Source organism: Streptomyces shenzhenensis (genome assembly GCF_021462265.1).
GTDB classification, from domain to species: Bacteria; Actinomycetota; Actinomycetes; order Streptomycetales; family Streptomycetaceae; genus Streptomyces; species Streptomyces shenzhenensis.
In genome coordinates, this window is sequence record NZ_JAJONF010000003.1 from 167,377 (window position 1) to 191,601 (window position 24,225).

Consider the following 24,225-nt stretch of genomic DNA (forward strand, 5'->3'; position numbering starts at 1 on the left):
GGGAGGCTACTGCACGGGCGTGATCTGCGGCCTGGTCGTGCCGTAAAGCACTGGTACAGCCCGTGCCAAGCCGCACCCGCTTCCCTCCTCGACCCACCATCCACCCCAGCTCTCATCCCGTCTGCCTCGGCCCACACACCGTGGAGCGGGCGTGGTTCATGGCGTCCAGGTGGAGCGCGCCACTGTACGAACGACCTGGACGCCCATGGGCCGCGTCTGCTCGGCTCTGCCTGGGTCGACGGCAGGCGGGATGGGAGCACCCCGCGCACGCCACCGACTCGCCGGCACTCGCGAACCGCGCCCCCGCCGGAGGCTCGTTCTCGCCGTGGCCGCTCTCTGCGGTGATCGACTCATGACCCGGCTCTGGCCACGTGGGCGCGCATCGGGGGAGAGGTGGCAGGGGCGGACTACGTCTTCGCCACCCGGACCGGCCGCCCCGTCGGGCCGCGCAACCCCTACCGCTCCTTCACCCGCGTCGCCGAGTCCGCCGGCCTCCGCGTGATCCGCCTGCGCGACGCCCGACACGGCACCGCCACCCTCCTCACCGCGGCCGGAGTCGCGCCCCGCGTCGTGATGGAGATCCTCGGCCACTCTCAGATCAGCATCACCATGGACGTCTACACCCACGTCGTCCAGGACACGCGGGGCGAGGCCATGAGCCACATGGACCGGCTGCTCAGGAAGAGACGCCCCGATCGCGGGTGACCGCCCGCGTTGATGTCAGAAGCGGATGTCAAAGGCCACCTACGGATCTCCGTAGGTGGCCTTTTGCCTGGTGCCCCGGCAGGATTCGAACCTGCGACACCCGCTTCAGGAGCGGGATCTAATCCTTGCCGGGGGGTGCCTGGCGCTGCCGCGCGGTACTGTTTCCCCTGGTCAGAGCCACGCGGCGAGCCACTTGAACCAGCTCGGGCCGCCCTGTGTCGGGCAGTCCGCTCACGCATCGCTCACGCGCCGCCGACTGCTAAGCAGCACGTGGTCAGACCTGAACGAGGTCGATCTCCACCGGGAACGGGGCCACTACCTTGAGGACGCCGGTGAACACGTCTCCGTCCCGGTAGGTCTTCGTCGCGGGGTCGAGAACGTAGGTGTACACGAGAGGGACACCTGTCGCGGCCTGCTCGATCCGCCAGTAGAAGCCGATGCCTGCCTTGGCGTACTGGTCGACTTTTACGATCCGGTCGGTGGTCTCCGAGCCCGGCGACACGACCTCTGCGACCAGCAGCACGTGCTCAGGGCGGGTGGGGGTGATGTCGATCGTGTCTGCGCGGTACACGACGACGTCCGGTCGCCGATTGGTGAGCGGGACGTCCTGGAGTCGGACGTCGAGGTCCGTGTCCGCGTTCCATTCGGGGCCCGCGGCGGTGTCCAGGGCGTTCGCCAGATTCCGGGCCAGCCGGTTGTGCCGCTTGGACGCACTCGGACGCACGACGACCATCCCGTCCATGATCTCGATGCCGGCGCACTGCTCCTCGGACCAGGAGTCGTACTCCTCCGCCGTGATCTGCTCATGCATCCACGCCGGGGCCACCATCTCGGCCGTCATGAAAGCGCCTCCTGGCCACTGTGCGGCGGGCCCGATCCCGCTTGATTCAGCATACTGACTGCCATCTGCCCGGCATGCTGATCTCGCTCACCCCCCTCCCCGTCGGCCGGCATCCGACCAGCGTGCACACGACAAGGGAGGAACCAGCGCCGGCCCGCGGAATGTCCCGGTCGGCAGCCGAGCCTTCGTCGAGGGACCGTACGGGGCGTCCACCTCAGTGGTGTTGATCGGGTGAGCGCTTGTGGGCACCAGGGCCGTTACCGTTGTGGTCACCAGAGTGGCTGCCGTGGCGATCAGGGCGGGGCGTGGCACTGGTGAGGGTGCAGCCCTGGTGGGACAGGTCCAGTTCTGATCCCTCGGTCAGGCAGGCTGTCAGCACGTAAACCTGCTGGCCGTAGGCACGGCCCTGCACGGAGGTAACGGCTCCGTCCGAGCCCACCTCGCAGGGGTTGTCGTCGGTGCACTGCTCGCCCGCGTCGTTGTGGGTGTTGTGGATGCCCACGACCGTGGCGCCGCCGGGGGCCAGCAGCGCCGAACCTGATGTGCCGTGCCAGGGGGCGCAGTCGCCGGTCGTGGCGTAGCGGATCGAGTCGTCCTCCTGGTATCCGCCCTCCCGCAGGTGCGGGACCACGGCCTCGGCGGTGCAGTTGAGGCGGCCGCCGGTGTAGGCCATGGTCAGCGGGTCACCTGCGCGCACGGGAGTGGAGGCGAGGTGGAAGACTTTCGCGCCCTCGGCCTTCAACTGCGCGTAGGTCTTGTCCAGGCGGTAGAGCGCGATGTCGGTGCCGGTCATCGTCGCGTACAGCAGCCGTTCCGCACGGACGGTGGTCTGCGGGTAGCCCTGACGGTCGGCGATCGGCGCCACGCGGTCGGCCGGCTGGTCGACCAGCGCGACTCCGGGCGCGGGCCGCTGTCCCTGCACGCAGTGACCGTTGGTCAGCAACAACGCCGGGTCCCGCGGCCGGGAGGCCGGGGTGCTGACCACTGAGCCTACGCAGTCGCCCAGGTCCGCCGCGCCTTCCACGTTCGGGACCTGGTCATCGCGGGGCACGTTGGCGCCGCTGATGATGCCGTTGATCCAGTCGGCGTGCCTGGTGACATCGGTGTACAGCGTCTTGCCGCTTTCGTCGGGGCCGCTGACGACACCGGCTACCGCCCACTGGCCGTTCTCGCGGACCAGCGCAGGCCCACCGGAGTCCATGTTCGACGCGGCGACGCTGCCGTCGGCGCTACCGATGCACAGCTCTCCGCTGGCCGCGTGAGACGGACACGTCGAGATCGGCTGCACCACGGTGTCAGCCTGCCGCAGCCGCTCGGGGAAACACGCCGGGTTGGTGCTGTCGTCGCAGGTCATGCCCCAGCCCATGATGCGGACGGGCGTGTTGTCCGCCGGCGTGGCCGAGGCGATCCGCACGGGCTTGGCCCGAACCGGGGTCCGCAGGTGCATCAACGCCATGTCGCGGCCCCAGAAGCCCCCCTCGTCCTTACTGGTCGCCAGCCGGTAGTAATGGTCGACCTCGGCGACCTCGCCTCCGGACGTGGTGTCCAGCGACCCGACCCGGACCTTCCAGCCCTTTGGGACACCCGCCTTCGCGTTGGTCGGGTTCCGGCCGGCACAGTGGCTGGCTGTCAGTACCCATTGCGGCGCAAGGACCTCCACCCCACAGCCATGTCCGTCCGGGCGCGGTGGCGCGGGATAGGACGGCTGGAACGAGCCCATGAACGAGTAGGCGTGGGTTGACTCGGTGCCACCCACGATGGCCTGTGCCGGTGGGGCGGCCATCACGGTCGCGGTCACCGCGACCCCAGTCGTCAGGACGGCGGCCGCCCTTGGGCCTATCCACTTGCGCATGAGTGACTCCCCTTTCGTTGCCCGCCGAGCACCGCTCCGGCGGGCTTGTACGGAGGAACAGCATCCGGCCGTTCCGTCCGGCTCGATCCTGGGCCCAGCGGTCTTCGGGCCGGTCTCGCCCGCGTATCAGGCGCGTCAGGGCAGCCGCTCAGTTGTGTATCAGCGCTGGGGCGAGCGGCGTGGAATGGTCGCGGCCGCGGCCGGATGCAGGCATGCGCAACGGATACACGGCTCCGCGGTGGCTGATACACGGTCACCGCGATCCCGACACATTGACCCCGGTGACCCCGGTGACGCGGTCGGCGCAGCAGGTGGCCGGCGCGGGCTTCGGTTCCACCTGACCGGCGGCGCTGCCGGTGGTGCGGATTGGACCAGTTGTTCACGCAAGGGGTCGAGCCCGTGGCGGCATGCACGCTACCGCGCACCGGGAGCGATCACCGCCCGGTCCCCGCTTCGGTCAGCTTCTGATGGTTGACTTTCTTACTCTTGTGGCTGCTGGTTCCGCTGAATCGTGAATGGGTGACAAGCAGGGCAGGTGAGGCAGGTGTCCGAGTCCGTGAACGTGCTCCTCGTCGAGGACGACACCGTGATCCGCAGGGCCGTGGGGCTCGTGCTGGAGCGCTACGGCTACACGGTGGCATCCGCGGAGGACGGGCTGGCGGGGCTGGACCTGTTCCGCACGGGCGGACACGATCTGCTTCTCTTGGATGTGATGCTGCCGGGCCTTGACGGCATCGGACTGTGCCGACGGGTGCGGGAGTCCAGCTTGGTACCGATCCTGATGATGTCTGCGCGCGGCGACTCGATCGACGTGGTCGGGGGACTGGAGGCAGGCGCGGACGACTACGTCGTCAAGCCCGTCGAGCCCCCGGTCCTGGTGGCGCGAATACGCGCGCTGCTGCGCAGAGCCACCTTCATCCGCGACGAGCCGATCGTCGACGGCCACCCGGTACTCACCTTCGGGAACCTGACGCTCGACACGGAGGGGCTGGAGGCGCGCGTGGCCGGCGAGCCCGTGGTCCTCACACCGACCGAGCTGCGGCTGTTACTCGAGTTTGCCGCGCATCCGGGGATCGTGCTGGAGCGGCAGAGGTTGCTGCGCAACGTGTGGGACTACGGCTGGGACGGCGACAGCAGGGTCGTGGACCTGTGCGTGCAACGGCTGCGAAAGAAGATAGGCGCCGAGCGGATCGAGACGGTCCGCGGCTTCGGCTACAAGCTGGTGCGCTGACATGACACCCCCCTTCGCCTCGCTGCGCTGGAAGATCACCGCTCTGGTGGCCACCGCCTGCTGCGTGGTCGCCCTGGTCATCGGTGTCCTCGTGCACACGGCGACGTACGAGCGCTCGATCGCGGAGGGTGGGGCCAAGGCCCTCGCCCAGCTCGCCGACGCGGTGCAGCGAGAGCCCGGCGCGTACGAACCCGTCATCAGGAGCCCCGACGAACTGCCCCGTACCCTCCGCGACAAGGTACGCAAGGCCGACGGCAGGCCCCAGACCTGGTACGACACACGTGTGGCTCATGTGCCCTGGATGTGGGCCGCCCAGGAGTCCAAGGGCCGATGGACGGGCGTCCGCGTCGCCATGGACCTCGACTGGCTCAGCCGTAAGGCACTCGACCGGCACATCGTGTATGCGGCGATCGCGGCGCTGGCCGTGGTATTGCCGCTGTCGGCGCTGGCTACCGGGTTCCTGGTCCGGAGGCTGCGCCGGGTCGCCGCCACCGCGCGCCGCATCAGCGACGGTGAACTCGATGCACGGACCGGCGGCCCAGGGTGGGGCAGGGACGAGATTGCGGACATCTCGGCGGCCGTCGACCAGATGGCGGGCAGCTTGGAGCGGCGACTGCGCAGCGAGCAGCGGTTCACCGCCGACGTGGCGCACGAACTGCGGACGCCGCTGATGGGACTGGTCACCTCGGCGGAACTGCTGCCCGGGAGCGAGGCGACCGATCTGGTGCGGGACCGGGTCCGGGTGCTGCGCACGCTGGTTGAGGAGCTGCTGGAGGTGTCGAGGCTGGATGCGGGCGCGGAACAGGCTGAGCCGGTGCCCGTTCCGCTCGGCGAGTTGGTGGAGGATTCGGTACGGCGCACGGGGCTGACGGTGCGGGTGTCGGCGGCGGGTGCCGGGACAGTACGCACCGATCCGCGGCGGCTGGACCGGATCCTCGCGAACCTGGTCGGCAACGCCCACCGGCACGGGCGGGCACCGGTCACAGTGACGGTGGACGGCGCCACCGTAGTCGTACGCGACCACGGCCCGGGCTTCCCGGCAGAACTGCTCGCGCACGGGCCGCAACGCTTCCGAACCGGAGCGGTCGAGCGCGGCCAGGGCCATGGCCTCGGGCTGACGATCGCGCTGGGCCAGGCACAAGTCATCGAGGCGCGTCTGGAGTTCGCCAATCCGCCCGACGGAGGTGCGACGGCCACACTACGCCTCCCGTCCGGCTGACCGACGCCCCGGTTCGCCCGAGGCCCGAGCCGCAGATCTTCGCGGCGTCATCGGACATCCACGCCGGGGCCACCATCTCGGCGGTCATGAGGCACCTCCCGGACACACTGTGCTGCGGGCCCGATCCCGCTGGATTCGGCGTACTGTCCGCCATCCGCCCGGCACGCTGATCTCGCCCACGCCCTCTTCCCGTCGGCCGGTGAGCCGCCGGGCGTCTTCACCGGCGCAGTTCAACGCCCCCGCGATGTGATCGCACGGCGGGATCGGTGCCGCCGCCCAACCGGTCCGCCAGGCAGGCGAGGTAGAGCGCCATGGTAGTTCGGTGTTCGCGCAGCGGGCGACCGGTGATCTGCTCGATCTTGTTCATCCGGGCTCTCCTTCCGTTCCGGGGGCGGGTTCGAGGGCACGCGGCGGCATGCTCGGTCCACAGCTTCGTCCCCAGTACCGGCGTCCGCCTCGCCGACGGCACATCAAAACCGATCAGCAAGGTGAAAGCCGGCGACACGGTCCTGGCCACCGACCCGCAGACCGGCGTCACGGCCCCGGAGCAGCAGGTCCAGCAGGTCATCGTCACGAAGACCGACAAGGACTTCACGACCCTCACCCTGGACACGGCCCCGACCCGAGGCCCCCCGCAGCAGAAGCCCGAGAAGCAGACCCAAAACTGACTTGATGCGTCAAGCATAGTTGCGGGGCGGGGTGGCCTGATCGCGGTCAACTGTGACAGGCGGGCGAGCCCTGGCCAGGCGGTAGATCCCGTGCACACTCGCCGCTCTGCGCAGCTCTCCGTCCACAACGTGCTTGATCTGCCGTTCGCTGCGCCGCGACCGGTAGGTGAGGCGGGTCAGCAGATCCCCGGGGACCGGCAGGCCGAAGTCGAGCGGCGTGCCGGGTGGGCCGACGAGGACCTCACTGACGCAGCTGGTCTTCAGCAACCCCCATCGGATCAGCCGGACGTAGTCCTCCATGGCGAGGTGCTCACCGACTGTGTCGTAGTCCAGCAGGCGTCCGACCTCCATGCTGCCGAGCACCCACAACTGCTTGCGGAACACGCGGATCGGATGGATGACATCCCCCGGTTTGACCCCTGCTCGCGCGAAGCTGGGCAGGGAGTGATGCGGCCCGCCGAAGAGGACGCTCAGCCGCTCACCCGCGAAGCCGCCGGTGGCGAGCGCGGGGCAAGCACTCCAGCACGTCCAACGACAAGTACTGGTTCTTCGAGAGCCGCTTGGGGCGCAGCTGGAGCCACTCCTGGACCGTCGCCCATGATCTCTACCAGTTCGAGAAGATACAGGGCGCCGGCTTCGAGTCCCCGCACTACGCGGCCCCTGGAGACATCGTCTGGGTCAACTGGACCGGCACCAGTTCGGCGGGCATCAGCCACGCGGCGGTCATCACCAAGGTCACCGGAAGCAACGTCTACGTGACCCAGCACTCTAACAAGCACAGAAACGAGCCGATATGGAAGGTCAAAGACGCTATCAGCTGGCAGAGAGCCAACCCCCACCTGCATGCGTGGGCCGCCCAGCCCACCGAGAGCTGATGAGGTCGACGCCATGAGACGCCTACTCGCTACGGGACCGGTCGCCTTGCTGGTATCCGCATTTCTGGCCGGCTGTTCAGCAAAGGGCCCTCACCTCCCCGACTACATCCTGCTGTCCAAGCATGTCACCCATGGTGTGCGCTGGCAGTTGGACGCGTACTTGAGCGACGAGGGGCTGTGCCTGATGGTGGACAGCCCCAAGGGGCCAGAGGTTGGCGAAGACTGGTCGTCCGGAGGTTGCGGCTTCGACAGGAACCACCCATCCGACGGCTACTGGTCAGGCGGACAGGAGCCCGGCGCGGAAAACGCCGTGGTCGTGTACGGACCGCTCCCGGACAATGCCACCGCGATCAAAGTGGCAAGCCACACCGTGGTGAAGTCCGTCCCGTTCCCCCACGGCAGCGGCCTGCCTTCCGGCCGCTACTGGTTCTTCATCGAACCACCGGGGTGGCCAAGCAAGGCCGACGGAACGCTGCTGACCACGCCCCAACCGATGGACAAGCAGGGGAAGAAGGTCGCCTTCAAGAAGTTCTGACCCGACAGCCGACTCCACATGCGGCCGGTAACGACAGACTGCCCGGCGAGCTGATGTGCTCGCCGGGCAGGGCTCCGGCCGCCCGATGTCCGGCGCGCGTGATCGGTCGGCCCGAGCGGGCCCGATCGTGCCAGCAAGATCACCCTCGGGCCGAGCCCCGCATTTCTGGACGCCTGCGCCGACGCGGCATCCAATTGACTTCAACGAGGCCACTGCCCCCGAAACCAGCCCTCAGCATGGAATCTCCTTGCTCAGCGTGACGCGGATGCTGCTCCAGTCCGGGCTGCCCCCGTCTTGGGTCGTGTCGTAGTCCCCGTAGGTGTTGCCAGCCAGTTCCACGCACAAGGTCGTGCGCACGTCCAGTGGCCCGGAGGGTTCTCTCAGCGAGACGACGATGCCGCGCTGCTCATAGATCGCTGTGTCGGACGCATGGGACGTGACCCGTGCCAGGACATACGTTTGCCGCGGCGGATCTCCGCCGCCCGGGGGAGAGGCCGGCCGAGCCCGCACGGCTCACCCCGGCCCCTGCCCGCCGAGGGTTTCGGAACCTCTGCTCCGCACCTGCACTGTCCGGCTTGTGCACCGAACCAGATCGAAGCGGTGAGCGCCGCTTTCGCCAGCGGATTCTCCAGATGCGCGAGCCAGGCGCTTCCGCCCCGCTCAGGCATCGCCCAGGGAGCAGTTCGCCGGAGCTGGCAATTCCCCCTAGATCATTATGAAGCTACAAAAAGCAACCATGAGATAATCAACGAAGAGTTATCGCTCGTTACTCATCGTGTCGTTCCCGTGGGGTTCCCGTCTAGGACAAAAGCACCCCGCCGCGATCGTCGTCGACGGGTGCTATGTCCAATTATCCAGCATTTTGTTGTGCCCCCGGCAGGATTCGAACCTGCGACACCCGCTTTAGGAGAGCGGTGCTCTATCCCCTGAGCTACGAAGGCGGGGATGTGCGGGCAAAGGTGTTGGAAATCCGCCCGCATCGGACGGATTCCGACATCTGAAGGCCCCAGACATCCATTGGCGCCCCACCGGAGTGGTGCACCGCGCACAGTCTAGCGGCTGCGGCAGCACACCGAGGCGGCATGCCCTGCTGCTGTGTGGCCCCGCCGCTGTGTGGCGAGCCCTCTGCATCGGCCGGCGGAGCGTGTCGTGCGGTGACGCGCACCGACCGGCCTCGTGGCTACCGTGTCCGGCGGGTGATGCCGAGGGCCACGGAGTTCTGCTGTCGGACGCCCGCGCGGGCGATCTCCCCCCATGTGCTCGTGCTGAAAGCTGGCACAGGCCACCTCGGCGGTGTCGGAGATCGAGATCGAGGCGAGAAGGATCAGGTAGACGAACGGGGAGTACGCGGGGCGACGGCCTGGCGTTCCCGGAGCACGTCCGGGGTGGACCTTGTCTGTCACGTCGTACAGGTCAGGGTTGGCGACGAGAAGTTCCAGACGCTCCAGCGCGGGGAGGGCCCGGGCAGCAGGGCCGGGAGGTTCGGGGCGGCTGAAGCTGAATACGTCTTTGGGCGTCGGGCCCATGACGTAGTCCGGCTTCTTCTTGGACCTGAGATTGGGCTTGGAGGCGGCAGGGCGTCGTTTCGGCGTCCCCATCAGCCCCCTTCCCTGATGGTCGCCATTCGTAGCGGCGCGGTTCAGCGAGGAGAGCCCGAGGCGCAGCGCGACATCCGCGATCTGACCGGTCTCCGAGTGGATCTTCGCAGCGAGCCGGATGGAAACGTCCTGCGGTGTGGCGGACCGGCCTTCCGGGGCGACTCCGCTGGCGCGTACGACCTCACCGAAGGCCGTGCACACACTGGACTGCAGTTGGTTTGCGGGGGCGAGACCGCTCGTGGTGAGCGTTTCAGGGCGGTCGCAGCTCGACTGGTGCTGGACATACTCGGCGCGCAGGCGGAGGGCCTCCCAGCACCACGGATCCTCGAGCGGGCAATGACGGGCGGTGATCCGGGCAGCCCCCACCGCCCGAACCCGGGAGTTGTCGAGATCTACATCGGTGGTGGCGGCCAGGCTGATCTCGCTCGTGTGGAGACCGGACAGGAGCAGCCCGAGTACGGCGGCGTGCCTGGTTCGCGGCATCCCTCTTCGCATTGCCTTCCGGTACGGCGCGGCGCCGATCAGGCGGACGGCGATGCGGCACTTCCTGCTGGGCCAGGCGTTCGACGCGACCTCCCGGCGGCGTGGCCTGCGGCTGACGACGGATCTCATCCGTCGGAGCCGCGGGGCCACGGTGATCGCGGACCTGGTCGAGGACTTCCTCGGCTCCCTCGACCGACCTACAGGGCCGTCCGCGGCAGCCACTTCGGGCTGCTGGAGCCGCGCGGCACGAGGATGGGGTCGCTCCAGCGGGCCGGCGTGTGGGAGAAGGCGACCGGCGGGGCGAGCATGTGGACGGCTCCGAGGGGGGTGTCGGCGTCGCAAGCGGCGGGGTCGCGCAGGGTGTGCTCCTCGTCGCGGCCGGCGTCCGCGGGGTCGACGAGGCCCAGGGTCCGGTACCACATGGCGGTGCGGGTGAGGTTCACGGTGACGTGCCAGCTACCGCCCTCGGTGGCCCGCCGGTACAGGGCCGCGGTGGCGCCGACGGCGCCCATGTAGCCGGTGATGAAGTCGTTGATCATGCCGGTGATCGGCAGCCTGGGCGCTTCGGGAGTGCCTTCGAGGGCCATGAGTCCGGAGGCGGCGGAGCCGTTCATGTCGAACCCGCCGCGGTCGGCCCAGGGGCCCGTCGAGCCGTAACAGGTGACCGAGACATTGATCAGCCCCGGGTGACGCTCGGCCAACTCCCGTGGATCGAGGCCGAGTTTCTCCAGCTTGCTGCCCCTGTGATTGTTGACGACCACGTCGGCGTCGGCGAGCAACGTGTCCGCGAGCCTGCGGCCGTCCTCCTTGGTGAGGTCGACGTAGGCGCTGCGGGAGCCGATGTTGGCCTCGTCGTAGATGAAGTCGTGCTCGTAGTCGTTGGGACGGGTCGCGCACAGCACGTCCGCGCCCTGCTCGGCAAGGGTGCGGCCGACGGTGGGCCCGGCGATGGCGTGCGTGAAGGACAGGACCCGTACGCCGGCGAGCGGCCGGTCGGCCGGACCGAGGGGGCGGCGCGGGGCGTCGCCGATGCGTTCCAGGCCGATGACGGGCTGGGTCGCGAGCAGGGCGCCGTGCGGGTGGGCAAGCCACTCCTCCGGCGTGCGGGCCACGCACAACGGCAGCCCGGAGGCGTTCGCGGCCTCCTCCAGTTCGAAGGCGTCCCACTTCGCGATGGCGGCGGCGACCTTCTCCTTGTCCGGCGGCACGTCGAGGAACCGGCACCACTTCGCGGCCAGATGCGGGTAGACCCCGGAGGCCATCACCGTGCGGCCGTCCGCAGTGCGGTAGGAGTCCAGCAGGAACGGGTTGTCGGCCACCAGCGGATGCGGGGGCATCTCACCGTTCAGGGTGGGGTGCCAGAAGGCATGCGGGGTGATCCCATGGACGGCCTGCCGCAGGTCCAGGTGCAGGTCCTGGGAACGGCCCGTGCGTCGGCGCCACAGCGCGGCGGCCCCGACGGCGCTCGCCATGACGGGGATGCCGATGGCCGCGCCGAGCCGGTGGCGGGCGGCCACGATCGGGTCCTGGCCGGAGAAGGAGACGCGCCCCCCGGTCGCCGCCGTCGACAGACCGACATCGGCGAGCAGGCTCTCCAACGCCTCGCCCGCGTCGAAGTGGCTTTCCCGGCTGGTGCTGGTGCTGGTGCTGGTGCTGGTGCTTTGCGGCATGCGTGCGCCTCTGTTCCCGAATCGTCGGCTGGTCGGGGAATCAGCCTCCTTCGAGCAGGCATATCGGGCCCCGATCGAAGGGAAATAGCGTTCGTGAGCGATCCGGTGCAGGAATCCGCCACCCGCTCCGGATTTGACCGGACCGGGCCGTCGGCCACACTGGCGGCATGACGGATCCGAGTGGCAGACGGTGGGTGGACGAGGACGACGTGATGCTGCTGGACGCGCTGCACGTCAACCCGCGCGCCAGTTTCGAGCAGTTGGGTGCCGCCCTCGGTGTGTCCGCGGTGACCGCGGGCCGGCGCTGGCGCCGACTGGCCGAGGCGGGCCAGGCATGGGTGTCCTCGGCGCCCGGCCCGCGGATGCCGCTGGTGGGTGCCCTGTTCGAGGCCGAATGCGCGCCCGGTCGCGTCGCCGGGGCGGCGGCGGCCCTGGCCGCGCTGCCGCAGGTGTTCAGCGTGCATCTGGTCAGTGGGACCCGGGACCTGTACGCGCTGGTGGCGGCGGGCGACAGCCGGACGCTCTCCGGTCTGGTGCTGGACCGGATGCCCGCAGTGCCCGGCCTGATCCGGGTGCGCACCAGTGTGACAACCGAGGTGTTCAGCGGCCGGCACTGGCGGCTGGGAGCGATCAGCGCTGCTCAGGCCGGTGCGGTGCGGGCCCAGGAGCCCGAGGACCAGGAGCAGGCACCGGACCGGGTACCCGACCGGTTCGACCGCGAGCTGTTCCTGGCCCTCCAGGACGACGGACGTGCCGCGTACCGCACCCTCGCCGAACGGCTCGGCAAGTCCGAGCAGGCCGTCAAGCGGAGGATGTCGGCACTCCTGCGCTCGGGTCAGCTGACCTTCCGAACCGACTTCGTCCGGCCGCAGGGGGGCTGGCCGGTCCAGGTCGCGCTCTGGCTCCAGGTGCCGGACGAGCAACTGGAGCTCGTCGGGCGGCAATTGGGCGAGTGGCCTCAGACCAGGGTCTGCCTGGCAGTGGTGGGGAAAGCCAACCTGTTCGTCACCCTCCAGCTCCACGGTCTGCATGCCCTCGACGGTGTGCTGCGCCGGATGCGGGGGAGCTGGCCGCAGGTCCGCATCGCCGAGCGAGAGGTCGTCTTGCGGTCGGTGAAGTCCTGGGGCCGGATGCTGGACGAGGACGGGTACGCCACCTCGGTGATCCCCGTCGACATCTGGGCCCCGGTGTGACGGTTTCCGTCACCGGATGCCCGGAGACGGCAGTTTCCACCACCCCGCTCACCGGCGAGCGGAGCGATCGCACCATCTGTCGTCAGGCGTGAGCCCCACCACAGGCCCGGGGCCGCCAGCCGGACACGACGGAGTGACCATGATCAACGCACCGCAGGCGAACGGTACTTCACCGGTCGACTCGCCCGACGAGCCGCCCACGGTTCCCGATTCCTCCCGGACCGCCGCACCGAGGCACATGACGAGCCGGGCACGGCGCTCGTTCGCCGCCGCGGTCGGTGGCTGGGCCATGGACGGATTCGACATCGCGATCTTTGCGCTGGTCGCCTCCCCCGCCCTTGCCGAACTCCTGCCGAAATCAGGCGTTGCCGCGACCGGCACCAACGTCGGCGTCTACGCCCAGTTGAGCGCCGCGGTCTTCCTGGCCGGCTGGGGTCTGTCGTTCATCTGGGGACCGGTCGCCGACCGGTACGGGCGCCGCCCCGCCATGATCGGCAGCATCCTCACCTTCTCGGTCTTCACCGCGCTCGCCGGGGCCGCGGGCAACCTCTGGATCTTCATGGCCTGTCGCTTTCTGGCGGCGGTAGGCGTCGGCGGCGAATGGGCGCTGGCCGGTACCGCGGTCGCCGAGTCCGTCCCGGAACGCCTGCGGGTACGCCTCGGCGGTCTCCTGCACTCCGCGACGTACGTCGGTGCCGTGCTGACCGGCGTGCTCTACCTCGCGGCCGGCCACACCCTGGGCTGGCGGGGCATGTTCCTCTTCGGCCTCGCCCCCGCACTGCTCGTGCTGTTCCTGCGCCTCGGCGTCAAGGAGCCGGAGCGGTTCGAAGCGCACCGGCGGCAGACAGGGCAGGAGGCCGGGTCCCTGTGGGCGCCGCTGCGCACCGTTCTCGGACCGTCCTACCGGGCGCGGACCTGGGGCAACCTGGTCCTGCTGGTCGTGTGCGTCATGGGACTGTGGGCCGGCACGACCTTCGGGGCCACCGCCGTCAGCACGATGGCCGACTCCGCCGGGCGCCGGGACGCGACGCGTCTGGCGTCGCTGATCACCCTCGTCGGATCCCTGTCCACCATCGTCGGCTGCTGGTGTGTGCCGGCCCTCACCCGGCGCCTGGGCAGGCGCGGCACGCTGGTACTGCTCTACGTGCTGATGATCGTCGGCATCCTCGGCTCGTACGCCTACGCCTACCCCCGCGACGACATCGCGGCCTTCTTCCTCTTCGCCCCCGTACTGGGCTTCGGCGGCGCCAACTTCGCGGTCTTCACCATCTGGCTGCCCGAGCAGTACCCCACCCGCATCCGTGCCACCGCCTTCGCCTTCACCACCACGCTCTCCCGGTGGGCCGCAGCCGTGGGCACCCTGCTCATCGCCTACGGCATCTCCGTGACGCACTCCCTGGCCTTGCCCCTGGCCCTCACCGCGGTCCCCTTCTTCGCGGGCATCCTGCTGACCCGACTCGTCCCCGAGACCGGCGCCACCCTGCCGGACTGACAGCCACGACAGGCCGGTCACGCTCATGCCTTGAGTCCCAGGCATGCCGCCGGGCCTGCGCGTCGACCTGGTGGATCGCGCCGGCGGGGATGCCGCCGGCGTTGTTGACCAGGACGTCCGGGTCGGGGACGGCTGCCTGGGGAAAACCCTCCCCGTACCTCGCGCACCGCTCGGAGACCTGACGCCCGGAATCACACCGTACGGAGTGCTGCGAGGGCGCCGTACGGAGTGCTGCGAGGGCGCCGTACGGTGTGACCTTGGTTCGGGTTCAGAGCATCAGGCTCACTCGCTCGCCGATGCCGAGCAGCGACTTGCCGTAGACCTCCAGGCCGACCGCCGGGACCAAGCCCGCGTGGCGCGCCGCGACGCCCGCGTCACGCCAGATGCGCTGGAGAGGGGCGGTGTCGGCGAACGAGGACGCGCCGTGCACGTTCAGGAGAGTGCTGATCGCGTCGAGCACCTGCTGTGCGGCGAAGCCGGCCCGGGCCCTGACGTGCGTACGCGCGGCATAGTCCAGCGGACCGCCGGAGGCGGCGGCCTGGTCTACTTCGGCGACGGCCCGGTAGGTGTGCAGGCGGGCCGTCTCCAGCTTCAGCGCGGCCTCGGCCAGCTGTATCTGGACGCCCACCGAGTCGGCCTGCCGACCGTGGACGGTGAAGGACAGCGGCTTCTCCTCCGCCGCCTCCACCGCCACGTTCAGTGCCGCCTTCCCCAGTCCGAGCAGCGGTCCGACAAGGCACAGCAACAGCATCGGCCCGAACGTCGAGGTGTACAGCGCCTCGTCCCGCGACGCGCGGGGGTAGGACCCCTCCGCGGCAGCGGGAACCGACAGCACCCGGTGATCGGGTACGAACACGTCCTGCCCGATCAGGGTGTTGCTGGCGGTCGCCTTCATACCCGCGGTGTGCCAGGTGTCCTCGACGGCCAGTTCGGAGGCGGGGATCAGGACGAGTACCTGGTCCACCACCGCTCCGCCGTCGTCCTTCAGCAGTGCACCGACCGCGGCCCAGGTGGCGAACGGGGCGCCGGAGTTGTACGGCCACCTACCGCTGACGCGCCAGCCGCCCGGAACCCGTTCTCCCACGCCCATCGGCGCGGCCACACCGGTCACGCGCGCATCCGGATCGGCCCCGAACACCTCTTCCTGGGCCTTCTCCGGGAAGAGGCACGCCAGCCAGTTGGTCACCGCGATGATCATCCCGACCCAGGCGGCTGAGCCGTCACCCTCGCCGAGAGCCTCGGACACCTCCGTCAGGGTCCGCAGGTCGGTCTCATGGCCGCCGTACCGCTTGGGAGTCAGCAGCCGGAAGACGCCCGCATCGGCCAGCGCGTCGACGACCTCGACCGGCAGGACGCGGTCCGACTCGCCGCGCGCCGCCTGGTCGCGCAGCAGCGGCTGCAGGGCGATCGCCCGGCCGACGAGTTCGGTCCTCAACCCTTCCCTGGACGGCACACTCGTCTCGTCCTGACGACTGTCGCTGTTCATCACGTTCTCCTTCTGCGCTGGTTGACTGTCAAGTGATCAAGTGGGGTGAGTGTTCGTGTGAGGGCTGCGGCCCGGGACTCAGCCGGTCGACTCGTCGAGTGCGATCCTCGAGAGGAGAGCGGCGAGTTCTACCGGCTTCGACAGGAACGGCGAGTGGTCACCCTCGATCCGGTGGGCCTCATCGGACCTTTCGGTCAGCACCTGCCGGGCCTCTGCGGGCAGTGCCCGGTCGTCCGGGAAGACTTCGTGCTCTGCGGCGCCAACTGCTCGGCGGCCTACTCGGCTTCAGGCCGGGGCCGTTCGGCACGGGCTCGTTCGGCGCTGGGTCGTTCGGCGCGGGCTCGTGTTCGCGCGGCTCCGGTGGAAGAGGCGTGTCGGCGAAGCCGGAGAGGCTCTCGCCGGCATCGAGTCGGAGTGCCGCCAGGCAGACGCTGCGCGACATGTTCCCCGCCTCGGGGGCGGCCTGGCTCACCGGTACGCCGCCGTATGAATGCGCGACGACCATCAGGGGGCCGTCGTCACGCATGCCGGCCCGCCCGTCGGCCTCCAGCGCTGACCTCAGGCCGTGCCAGCACCACCCGCCGTGCCATGCCTCATGCGCCAGGAGCAGAGTCGGACGGGAAACCCCATCAGTCACGAAAAGTCACTTTCGGATCGGCCAGAAGAGCCATGTGCCCCATCGGCCCTCGTGAAGGACCCTAAAGGTGATCAGACACAGTGTCCAACGTACTGTGCAACTGCCACAACGAGCACGGGTGGCGCCGACGGCTTGCGCACGCCGTCCGCTCTCGCGTGAGGCCAGTCGTCAATGCAGTCGAGGTGTCGGTCGGCTCGCCGCGTCGCCGCTGCTGGATGCCGTAACCGGCCGTTACTTCGAGGACAGCCAGGAGGCGCAGGGCGTACGGGACGACACTGAAGGAGGCGGCGTCGTGGCTCACGCCCTCGACCCGCAGCGGCGGACAGACCCTGGGATTCTGCCGAAGACGACTCTGCCGAAGACGACTCTGCCGGGGACGACTCTGCCGGGGACGACTGCGCGGAAGACGCGGTCCGAGCCTGGTCGAAGGGACAGTGGGCGCCCTCCGGCCTGCCTGGCCGTCGGCTAGCCGGCACTCGTTCCGGGGGAGCGGCGGTACACGCCGTACCAGTAGCCCGCTGCCAGCTCGTGGGCGACCTCGGCGTCGTCCTTGTCGCTGCCGGAGATCTGCTGGGCGATGACCTGACCGCCGCCCTGGACGATGATCCTTGCGGCGAGCTCCGGGTCGATGTCCGCGGGGGTGCGGCCGGCCTGCTGCTCCTCCTTGAGCACCGTCACCGTGTTGTCGATGAAACGGTCCTGGTCCGCTGTCCATGCTTCCCGGACCGCCGGGTCGTACGTAGCGACTTCGTTGATCGCCGACAGCAGAGCCGCGTGCTCCCGATAGTGCCGCATGATGAGCTCGTAGGTACGGGCCAGGCCGTCGAGCCCGCCGTCGGGACCGCAGGGCCGCCAGGCCTCCGCCATCGCGAAGCTCTCCGTCTTGAGCGAGCCGCTCAGCCGCAGCAGGACATCCACCTTGTCGCGGAAGTACAGGTAGAACGTGGAACGGGAGATGCCCGCGGCGTGGGCGATCTGCTCGACGCTCAGCTCGGTGTAGGTCACACCACCGCGCAACAGCTCCTCGAGCACGGACAGGATCCGCTGTTCGAGGGCGGACCGTCGGTCGGCCGCGCTGGAGCGTCGTCGAGTGGTGGAAGCCATGGGGGCATCTTAAGGAACCGGCAAACGCCGAAGGGCTCGGATCCGCGCGGAGGGCCGGTCCGGCAGGCACCGGGGAGAAGGCGGGACCGGCCCTCGCCGCGTCTGTCGGGTCCTGCATTACCAGCCGCGCAGTACCCGCCCGCGCATGCCGACAGGCCCCGCGGCGTCGGGGGGGCCTGTCGGAGCCCGGGCAGGGGCGTGCCCGGGCCGGACGGCGGTCAGGACTTCGCCGCGGGCGTCTGCTTGATGCCGTCCACGACCGTGCGCTCCAGGATCGCGCTGGTGAAGAGGACGGTGCCGGGCGTGATCAGGCTGTCGGTGCCGCTGTTCCTGCGCACCTGCACCGAGCGTTCGCCCAGGAAGACGTGGCTCTTCTTGTCGAAGATCCATTCCTCGCGTTCACCGCTGGTCCCGTCGAGCCGGGCCACCGCCACCCCGTGCCGGCCCACCGCGTCCGTCGCGTCGTTGACCACGACGACCCCGGGGATCTTCGCGGCGGCCTTGAACAGCGCCGGGTACAGCTCTGCCGGCGGGTAGCTCTCGCCGAGCAGGTCGCCGATGGTGGTGAAGGCCTCCTGGTCAGGGGAGTTCCCCTGGCCCTTCGTCTCCGTGTAGATCTTGGCCAGCAGCTTGTCGGGGTCGGTGGTGAGCTTGGTGAGGTAGTCGTACGACGGGCCGTTCAGGGACGGCTTCGGGGTGTTGCCCTGCTCGTCGGGGAGGGACAGGGTCTCGCCCTCGGGGCTCTTGTTGACGGCCGGGTCGATCAGCCAGCCCTTGGTGCCGTCCGGGGACCGCCAGACCTGCCGCGTGTGCAGCGGGTGGCTGGCCAGGGAGGAGTTGCCGTCCACGCTGCTGACGTAGCTGTCGGCCGACTCGGACTTGATGTAGATGTACTGGCCGGGCTTGGCGGCGGGGCGGGAGGCCGAGGTCTCGGCGGCGGCCAGGGAGATCTGGCCGAGCAGCTGGGGGACGCCCTTGGTGGTGGCCGCGCCGATGGTGGTGGTGAGGGCCGGGCCGGCGTCCTGCACTCCGTTGCCGCCGTTGCCGGAGAGGATCACGCCCGCGACGACCGCCGCCGCCAGCGCGGCCGCCGTCAGGGGCAGGGCGATCGCCGGACGGGGAAACCTGCGGCGCCGCTCCCGTACGGGGGCCGTGGTCTGCTCCGTCTGCCGCATGTCGTGGATCTGGGCCATCAGTCGCTCCTTGTGGAACTGGTGGCGGCCCGGCGGAAGATCCCGCGCGGTGGCGGACAGCAGCTCGGCGTCGCCGTCCCCCTCGGCCGGGTGGTTCCGGGAGGTGTTCACGGTCATGGTCTTCCTTCCTGTGCGGGCCGGATCACGTTGGTGTGATCACCTCTTGTCTGTCGGGAGCGGCGGCCGCCTTCCCGGATTCCGCGAGATTTTTCCGCCGGGCGTCCGGCCGACGAAGGACCGGCGAGGTCGCGGAGCTTTCTGCGGGCGCGGGAGAGCTGGGAGGCGACGGTGCCGACGGGGATGCCGAGCGCCTCCGCCGCCGCCTCGTAGTCCAGGCCCTCGCCCAGGCAGAGCGTGACGACCTCGCGCTCGGGTCTGCGGAGCTTGCTCAGGGCGGCGAGGGCGGCGGCGAGGCGGTGCCCGTCGTCGACACGGTCGGCCACCTCGTCCGCGTGGTCGGGCACCGCAAGCTGGGCCGCGGCCGCGGCGTTCGCGGCGGCCCGGTACCGGCGGTTGCTGCGGTACTGGTTGCGGGCGGTGTTGGTGGCGATGCCCAGCAGCCACGGCCGTAGCGAGCCGCCCTCGGGGTCCACCCGGTCGCGCAGCCGCCATGCCTCCAGGAAGGTCGCGGCCATCACGTCCTCGGCCACCGACCAGTCGGCGGTCAGCCGGAAGGCGTGGTTGTAGACGGCGCGCGAGTAGCTGTCGAACAGTTCCGCGAACGCGCTCGGCTCCCCGGCCCGTACCCGGGTACGCATATGTGTGCTCACGTCACTGAGCTGTCCGGCACTCCGCACCGACTTCCCGTGATCCGGGTCACATCCGGCTCTCCTTTCCTCTTGTCCTCCCTGTTCCTCTGTCCCGTGCGGCTCAGAGGGGCAGGGGCAGGCGGGTGCCGGGAAATGGGCAGGCGGGGGGCAGGCGGCGGGCTCAGGACAGCGGAACCCTCGTGAAGCGGGACGCGGTGCGGAGGTCGTCCTGGACCTGGGCCGCCGTGGCGTGCAGGGCCGGCAGCACCTCGCTCACGCAGTCCGCCAGGGTGCGGCGGGCCGCGTGGGTGGCCACGTTCAGGGCGGCGACCGGGCGGCCCGTCCGGTCCCGTACCGGTACCGCGATCGAGCGCAGGCCCGACTCCAGTTCCTCGTCCGCCAGGGCGTATCCGCCCGGTCCGGCGAGGCCCAGCAGGGCCCGGCCGAGCGCCGTGGGGCTCGCCGGCAGCCGGGTGCCCACCGTGATGTCCACCGTCAGGACCCGGCTCGCGGCCGCCACCGCGACGTACTGGATCTCCGCCGGATCGGCCGCCGGTACCAGCACCGCCAGCGCCGTCGGCTCGTGCAGCAGGTCCGCGAGGGCGCGCAGCCGGGGGGTCGCGAGGCGGGCGAGGGTGGTGCGGGACAGCGGCGGGTAGCCCAGGGACAGCACCCGGGGGGTGAGGGCGAAATCGCGTCCGTCCGAGGTCACCAGGCCCAGGTGCTCGTACGTGATCAGGGCCCGCCGGGCCGTCGCCCGGGCCAGGCCCGTCGCCTTCGCCACGTCCGTCAGGGTCAGCGCCGAGCGGCCCTCCCCGAAGGCCGTCAGGACGGTCAGGCCCCGGGCCAGCGACTCCACGAACTCCCGGCCCAGTTCGTGCTTGGAGGCCGTGGTCCATACGGCGAGGCCGCAGGGGGGCGGCCCCGGCTCGGCGGGCCGGGACCCGGCCTCGCGCAGCTCCGCCTCCATCGCGGTCACCGCCGTACGCAGCCGGAGGAGCAGGGTCTCGCGCAGGTCCGCCGCCGTGTGGCGGCTGGTGTGGCTGACGACGCTCGCCACGCACGCCACCCGCCCGGTGCGCGGGTCGCGCACCGGGACGGACACCGCGACCAGGCCGGGTTCGATCAACTGGTCGTCCAGCGCCCAGCCGCTGCGCCGGGCCTCCTCGGCCCGCGTCTCGAAGTCGTCGTCGGCGGCCGGATTCCGGGGCGGTACGGCCGGGAAGCCCGCGTCCGCGGGGTCCGCCGCGCGCCTCGCCCGCCAGACCGACCATTCCCGCTCCGTCCACTCCGCCGCGAACAGCGGGCCGGGGGCGGTACGTTCGGCCGGCAGCAGGTCGCCGATGCGGAAGCTGACGGACATCGCGCGACGGCGGGTCGCCTGGTGGATGAACCGGATGCCGTCCCGGTCGGCGACGGCGAGGGAGACCGACTCGTCCAGTTCGTCGGCGAGGGCGTCGGCGTGGCCGTCCAGCAGCGCGGGCAGGCGGAGAGCGGCCAGGTAGGCGTTGCCCAGCTCCATCACCCGGGGGGTGAGCACCGCGTCCCGGCCGTCCTGGCGGACGTAACCCATCCGGGAGAGGGTGGCGGTGATCCGGTCCACCGTGGAACGGGCCAGGCCGGTACGCCGTTCCAGCGCGCTCGCGTTCAGCCTCCCGCCCGCCTCGGTCAGCGCCTCCAGCACCGCCACGCCCCGGATCAACGGCGTCACCGCCTCGGCGGGCGGCTCGTGCGCCGCGGGCGAGGAGGGCAAGGGGGCGGTCATCGACTCTCCGGCTCCGGTACGACGGTTTCCGCGATCACCGTGGTCTCCGTGGTCTCCGGCAGGGCACGACCTTCGGTACGGCGATCAGCGCACGCCTACCGTAAACCGTGGCCCACCTGGCCAACGCCGGATCGCACACCGCGACCCTTGTCCGAGCGACCGGCAACCCCGCACCTCCGCACCCCCGCACTCCGCCTGGCATGCCGCACCCTGCACCCCGCGATCCGTATCCCGCGCGGCACCCCGCACCCCGTACCCCGCCTGGCGCCTCGCACCCCGCGACCCGTCCGGCGGCCCGGAGCCCGCACCGCGCACGCCCACACCCACGCACCGCGCACGCCCCCCGGCGCCGTGCACGCCCCCTACCCCCGGCTCACCCGCACCCGATAGTCCCCCTCCCCGTCCGCCCCCGACACCAGCACCTCGATCCCGTGCGCGGGATCCTTGAAGCTCTCGCCCGGGCCGAACGGGGCGTCGGAGAGTTCCGCCTGGACGTTGGGGCTGCGGGTGCAGCCGCCGGTGCCGCGGTGGGCGTCGTACACCTTGATCGGCCCGCGGCCGGTGTCGACGTTCGCGCCGACCTTGTAGATGAGGACGCCGGGGCGGCACACCTCCTCGTCGTTGCCGCCTTTGGTGCGTACCTCCAGGGCGTAGCCGGTGCGGTCGTCGACAGGGATGAAGACCAGCTTGCGGCCGCCGGCCCGGGAGAGGGGGGTCAGCGTGTACTCGGCGCTGCCGCCGGACGCCGCGCAGCTGACCTGGTCGGCGTCCAGCCACCCCAGCTTCCACTTGTGCCAGGCGAGGAGGTCGTTGTCGGCCCCCCAGTCCTCGCTCATGATGTCCCAGTGCCCGACCGCGCCCCCGCCCTCCTGGGTGTAGAGGTCGGGCAGGCCGAAGACATGGCCGTTCTCGTGGGGGAGGACCCGGTAGCCGGTGCGGTCGTAGGAGCCCGAGCCGTCGTCCTGGCGGGAGTAGACGAAGGAGGCGTTGGAGACCGGCACGCCGTCGGCGACCGGGGCGTCGCCGTTGCCGGCGAAGGTCACCGACAGGACGGTGTCCAGGGCGGAGGGACCGGCGTTCGGGGTGACCAGCACGTTCAGGAGGTCGTACGACCGGAAGTCCACGTCCGGGTCGGCAGCGGCCACGAGGTCCTGGACCAGCTGCCGGTAACCCGGGTCGAAGGGCGCGCCGCGCTCTATGCCGTACGCGCTGAACGGCTTGGGCATCCGCAGCCAGTGGTCGATGGGGGCGACGGGCTGGTAGTCGAGCTTGCCGTAGGAGGCGGTGCGGAACCAGTCCTGGGTCTGCGGGAAGAACTCGTGGTAGCGGTCGAGCGCGCTGCCCTGGCCGGGTGCGTCGGGGAAGTCGACCATCAGGGTGAGGGCGTGCACGGTGCCGGTGGAGCGGGAGTAGCCGCCCGGCGTGGGGATGCCCTCGGTCATCTGGACGTCGTGGCCGCCGGTGATCATGCAGGGACCGTAGACGGAGGAGCGGGACAGCGAGATCGGTCCGGCGCCGGTCGGTGAGGGGGCCGCCGTGAGGTGCCCGGTGCCCGCCGAGGTGCCGACCGCGAGGATCAGCGCGGTCACGGCGGCGAGGCAGACCGCACGGCGGTGGCGTATGCGGCGGGTCGGCCGGGTCCCGCGGTCCGGTGCGGGACGGCGGTCCCGGGCGGGACGGTAGTCCGGTGTGGAACGGCGGTCTGGGGCGGATCGGCGGTCTGGGGCGGATCGGCGGTCCGGGGCGGGACGGCGGTCCGGGGCGGGACGGCGGTCCGGGGCGGGACGGCGGCTTGACGGCGTACGACGGACCGGCGGCGTACTACGGCGGGGCGAGGCACGGCGGCTCGTAAGGCGCAGGCGCAGGGGGGTGCGAAGACGAGCGGGTATGCGAAGACGAGCGGGTCTACGGCGGCTGGGCTGCGGCTGCATGCATGGACCTTTCGCGCCACGGCAGCCGCCGGTCTCCGGCTGCACCCTTTCGATCACCCTGTGTCGAGGGGGCGGCGGGCGCGCGCTGGAGAGGCCGATCGTGGGATGCCGGGGGCCGCGCGGGCCGGACACAGGGCGCCTCGGGGTGATGTGACTCAGGTCACATCAAATTGAGGGAAGGGGCGGAAATAACCGGGGACTCCCTCCCCGTTTAGACCTGTGTCCGCGCGAAACGGGGAGCGCGTCCCCGGATCGCGGAAAGTCCACAGACCAGGAGTGCGCCGTGCAGACCGCGACCGCCATCCCCGCCGTGCGCAAGGCACCCCGGCCCCGCGCCGACGCCCTGCGCAACCGGGAGCGGATCGTCACCGCCGCCCGCGAGATGTTCACCGAGTACGGCGCCGACGTGCCGCTCGACGACATCGCCCGCCGGGCCGGCGTCGGCAATGCCACGGTGTACCGCAACTTTCCCGACCGCGACGCGCTTGTCCGTGAGGTCGTCTGCTCCGTGATGGACCGGACGTCGGAAGCGGCCGAGCTGGCGCTCGCGGAGACCGGGGACGCCTTCGAGGCGCTGGAGCGCTTCGTGCACATCTCCGCCGACGAGCGGGTCAGCGCGCTGTGCCCGATGGTCTCCAGCACCTTCGACAAGAACCACCCCGACCTCGAAGCGGCACGTCAGCGGTGCGAGCAGCTCATCGAGCAGCTCATGGGCCGTGCCAAGGCGGCCGGACAGCTCCGTGCGGACGTGGGCGTCGGCGATGTGATGATCGCCGTGGCCCAGCTCAGCCGGCCCCCGTTCGGCACTGACTGCCTGGTCGGCGACCGCTTCGTCCACCGACTTCTGCAGCTGTTCCTGGACGGACTGCGGGCCCCGGCCCGCTCCGCCCTGCCGGGCACGGCCGTGATCATGGAGGACCTCCGCCAGGCCTGACCCAGCCGAGACAGCCGAAACAAGCCGAGACAGCGAGACAGCCGACAGACACCTCCGAGGCATC

20 protein-coding genes, 2 tRNA genes and 1 pseudogene are annotated in these 24,225 nt (G+C 70.4%); 9 read left to right on the top strand and 14 right to left on the bottom strand.

Annotated features, from left to right (window positions below; genetic code table 11):
- Window positions 1-394: 394 nt before the first annotated feature.
- Window positions 395-705 (top strand): annotated as a pseudogene (locus tag LQ326_RS05330) (tyrosine-type recombinase/integrase); the annotation flags it as partial.
- Between the two features lie 68 nt (window positions 706-773).
- Here the strand turns inward: LQ326_RS05330 and LQ326_RS05335 are convergent.
- From LQ326_RS05335 to LQ326_RS05345, 3 genes are all read right to left on the bottom strand, one after another.
- Window positions 774-915 (bottom strand) — tRNA-Ser (locus LQ326_RS05335).
- A 64-nt stretch (window positions 916-979) separates the two neighbouring features.
- Window positions 980-1,546 carry a Uma2 family endonuclease gene (locus tag LQ326_RS05340; protein WP_234533162.1) on the bottom strand — a complete coding sequence of 189 codons (567 nt, stop codon included), beginning with the start codon at window positions 1,544-1,546 and terminating at the stop codon, window positions 980-982.
- Between the two features lie 214 nt (window positions 1,547-1,760).
- Window positions 1,761-3,398, bottom strand: a complete 1,638-nt coding sequence (locus LQ326_RS05345) for a trypsin-like serine protease (protein ID WP_234533163.1) — start codon at window positions 3,396-3,398, stop codon at window positions 1,761-1,763.
- A 544-nt stretch (window positions 3,399-3,942) separates the two neighbouring features.
- Here LQ326_RS05345 and cseB point away from each other — a divergent pair.
- Both cseB and LQ326_RS05355 read left to right on the top strand, forming a co-directional pair.
- The gene (cseB, locus tag LQ326_RS05350; RefSeq protein ID WP_234533166.1) at window positions 3,943-4,629 is read left to right on the top strand and encodes a two-component system response regulator CseB; all 687 of its coding nucleotides are present in this window, start codon (window positions 3,943-3,945) and stop codon (window positions 4,627-4,629) included.
- Between the two features lies 1 nt (window position 4,630).
- Window positions 4,631-5,848 (top strand): sensor histidine kinase, encoded by a 1,218-nt coding sequence (locus LQ326_RS05355; RefSeq protein WP_234533168.1) that lies wholly within the window; start codon window positions 4,631-4,633, stop codon window positions 5,846-5,848.
- Window positions 5,849-6,065: 217 nt separating this feature from the next.
- Here the strand turns inward: LQ326_RS05355 and LQ326_RS48590 are convergent, their stop codons facing one another.
- Entirely contained in the window at window positions 6,066-6,215 is a 150-nt protein-coding gene (locus tag LQ326_RS48590) for a hypothetical protein (RefSeq protein WP_234533170.1), read from the bottom strand.
- Between the two features lie 121 nt (window positions 6,216-6,336).
- Here LQ326_RS48590 and LQ326_RS05365 point away from each other — a divergent pair, with 121 nt between their 5' ends.
- Window positions 6,337-6,516, top strand: a complete 180-nt coding sequence (locus tag LQ326_RS05365) for a hypothetical protein (RefSeq protein WP_234533199.1) — start codon at window positions 6,337-6,339, stop codon at window positions 6,514-6,516.
- A 9-nt stretch (window positions 6,517-6,525) separates the two neighbouring features.
- Here LQ326_RS05365 and LQ326_RS05370 read toward each other — a convergent pair whose 3' ends face one another.
- Entirely contained in the window at window positions 6,526-6,900 is a 375-nt protein-coding gene (locus LQ326_RS05370) for a hypothetical protein (RefSeq protein ID WP_234533200.1), read from the bottom strand.
- Between the two features lie 176 nt (window positions 6,901-7,076).
- Here LQ326_RS05370 and LQ326_RS05375 point away from each other — a divergent pair, with 176 nt between their 5' ends.
- Together LQ326_RS05375 and LQ326_RS05380 are read left to right on the top strand one after the other, a co-directional pair.
- Window positions 7,077-7,391, top strand: coding sequence for a hypothetical protein (locus tag LQ326_RS05375; protein ID WP_234533202.1), 315 nt, complete (start codon window positions 7,077-7,079; stop codon window positions 7,389-7,391).
- Between the two features lie 46 nt (window positions 7,392-7,437).
- The gene (locus LQ326_RS05380; RefSeq protein WP_234533204.1) at window positions 7,438-7,926 is read left to right on the top strand and encodes a hypothetical protein; all 489 of its coding nucleotides are present in this window, start codon (window positions 7,438-7,440) and stop codon (window positions 7,924-7,926) included.
- A gap of 868 nt (window positions 7,927-8,794) precedes the next feature.
- Here the strand turns inward: LQ326_RS05380 and LQ326_RS05385 are convergent.
- The 3 genes from LQ326_RS05385 to LQ326_RS05395 all read right to left on the bottom strand — a co-directional run bounded on the left by LQ326_RS05385 (window position 8,795) and on the right by LQ326_RS05395 (window position 11,677).
- Window positions 8,795-8,867, bottom strand: a tRNA-Arg gene (locus tag LQ326_RS05385).
- Between the two features lie 111 nt (window positions 8,868-8,978).
- Complete coding sequence (locus LQ326_RS05390) at window positions 8,979-10,136, bottom strand: hypothetical protein (protein WP_234533206.1); 1,158 nt, start codon at window positions 10,134-10,136, stop codon at window positions 8,979-8,981.
- 68 nt (window positions 10,137-10,204) lie between these two features.
- Window positions 10,205-11,677 (bottom strand): CoA transferase, encoded by a 1,473-nt coding sequence (locus LQ326_RS05395; protein WP_234533208.1) that lies wholly within the window; start codon window positions 11,675-11,677, stop codon window positions 10,205-10,207.
- Between the two features lie 167 nt (window positions 11,678-11,844).
- Here LQ326_RS05395 and LQ326_RS05400 point away from each other — a divergent pair, with 167 nt between their 5' ends.
- Complete coding sequence (locus tag LQ326_RS05400; RefSeq protein ID WP_234533210.1) at window positions 11,845-12,870, top strand: Lrp/AsnC family transcriptional regulator; 1,026 nt, start codon at window positions 11,845-11,847, stop codon at window positions 12,868-12,870.
- A gap of 139 nt (window positions 12,871-13,009) precedes the next feature.
- The gene (locus LQ326_RS05405) at window positions 13,010-14,362 is read left to right on the top strand and encodes an MFS transporter (protein ID WP_234533212.1); all 1,353 of its coding nucleotides are present in this window, start codon (window positions 13,010-13,012) and stop codon (window positions 14,360-14,362) included.
- Between the two features lie 268 nt (window positions 14,363-14,630).
- Here LQ326_RS05405 and LQ326_RS05410 read toward each other — a convergent pair whose 3' ends face one another.
- The 6 genes from LQ326_RS05410 to LQ326_RS05435 all read right to left on the bottom strand — a co-directional run bounded on the left by LQ326_RS05410 (window position 14,631) and on the right by LQ326_RS05435 (window position 22,885).
- The gene (locus LQ326_RS05410) at window positions 14,631-15,848 is read right to left on the bottom strand and encodes an acyl-CoA dehydrogenase family protein (RefSeq protein ID WP_234533214.1); all 1,218 of its coding nucleotides are present in this window, start codon (window positions 15,846-15,848) and stop codon (window positions 14,631-14,633) included.
- Window positions 15,849-16,950: 1,102 nt separating this feature from the next.
- Window positions 16,951-17,589, bottom strand: coding sequence for a TetR/AcrR family transcriptional regulator (locus LQ326_RS05415; protein WP_234533215.1), 639 nt, complete (start codon window positions 17,587-17,589; stop codon window positions 16,951-16,953).
- A 218-nt stretch (window positions 17,590-17,807) separates the two neighbouring features.
- A complete protein-coding gene (locus LQ326_RS05420) occupies window positions 17,808-18,899 on the bottom strand; it encodes a CU044_5270 family protein (RefSeq protein WP_234533217.1) in 1,092 nt (363 codons plus the stop codon).
- Window positions 18,896-19,552, bottom strand: a complete 657-nt coding sequence (locus tag LQ326_RS05425) for an RNA polymerase sigma factor (protein WP_372496736.1) — start codon at window positions 19,550-19,552, stop codon at window positions 18,896-18,898. Before LQ326_RS05425 ends, LQ326_RS05420 begins: the two co-directional genes overlap by 4 nt.
- Before the next feature lie 160 nt (window positions 19,553-19,712).
- Window positions 19,713-21,296: an IclR family transcriptional regulator domain-containing protein gene (locus LQ326_RS05430; RefSeq protein ID WP_234533219.1), complete on the bottom strand. Its 1,584-nt coding sequence runs from the start codon at window positions 21,294-21,296 to the stop codon at window positions 19,713-19,715.
- A 362-nt stretch (window positions 21,297-21,658) separates the two neighbouring features.
- The gene (locus LQ326_RS05435; protein ID WP_372496737.1) at window positions 21,659-22,885 is read right to left on the bottom strand and encodes a M6 family metalloprotease domain-containing protein; all 1,227 of its coding nucleotides are present in this window, start codon (window positions 22,883-22,885) and stop codon (window positions 21,659-21,661) included.
- 625 nt (window positions 22,886-23,510) lie between these two features.
- On the opposite strand from LQ326_RS05435, the gene LQ326_RS05440 reads away from it, so the two are divergent.
- The gene (locus LQ326_RS05440; RefSeq protein ID WP_234533221.1) at window positions 23,511-24,161 is read left to right on the top strand and encodes a TetR/AcrR family transcriptional regulator; all 651 of its coding nucleotides are present in this window, start codon (window positions 23,511-23,513) and stop codon (window positions 24,159-24,161) included.
- The last annotated feature ends 64 nt before the right edge of the window (window positions 24,162-24,225 follow it).

Bases quoted from the DNA above. Each gene is read 5' to 3' on its own strand.
- LQ326_RS05340 (WP_234533162.1), bottom strand. From the start codon at position 1,546: ATGACGGCCGAGATGGTGGCCCCGGCGTGGATGCATGAGCAGATCACG.
- LQ326_RS05345 (WP_234533163.1), bottom strand. From the start codon at position 3,398: ATGCGCAAGTGGATAGGCCCAAGGGCGGCCGCCGTCCTGACGACTGGG.
- LQ326_RS05355 (WP_234533168.1), top strand. From the start codon at position 4,631: ATGACACCCCCCTTCGCCTCGCTGCGCTGGAAGATCACCGCTCTGGTG.
- LQ326_RS48590 (WP_234533170.1), bottom strand. From the start codon at position 6,215: ATGAACAAGATCGAGCAGATCACCGGTCGCCCGCTGCGCGAACACCGA.
- LQ326_RS05390 (WP_234533206.1), bottom strand. From the start codon at position 10,136: ATGAGATCCGTCGTCAGCCGCAGGCCACGCCGCCGGGAGGTCGCGTCG.
- LQ326_RS05395 (WP_234533208.1), bottom strand. From the start codon at position 11,677: ATGCCGCAAAGCACCAGCACCAGCACCAGCACCAGCACCAGCCGGGAA.
- LQ326_RS05400 (WP_234533210.1), top strand. From the start codon at position 11,845: ATGACGGATCCGAGTGGCAGACGGTGGGTGGACGAGGACGACGTGATG.
- LQ326_RS05405 (WP_234533212.1), top strand. From the start codon at position 13,010: ATGATCAACGCACCGCAGGCGAACGGTACTTCACCGGTCGACTCGCCC.
- LQ326_RS05410 (WP_234533214.1), bottom strand. From the start codon at position 15,848: ATGAACAGCGACAGTCGTCAGGACGAGACGAGTGTGCCGTCCAGGGAA.
- LQ326_RS05415 (WP_234533215.1), bottom strand. From the start codon at position 17,589: ATGGCTTCCACCACTCGACGACGCTCCAGCGCGGCCGACCGACGGTCC.
- LQ326_RS05420 (WP_234533217.1), bottom strand. From the start codon at position 18,899: ATGACCGTGAACACCTCCCGGAACCACCCGGCCGAGGGGGACGGCGAC.
- LQ326_RS05430 (WP_234533219.1), bottom strand. From the start codon at position 21,296: ATGACCGCCCCCTTGCCCTCCTCGCCCGCGGCGCACGAGCCGCCCGCC.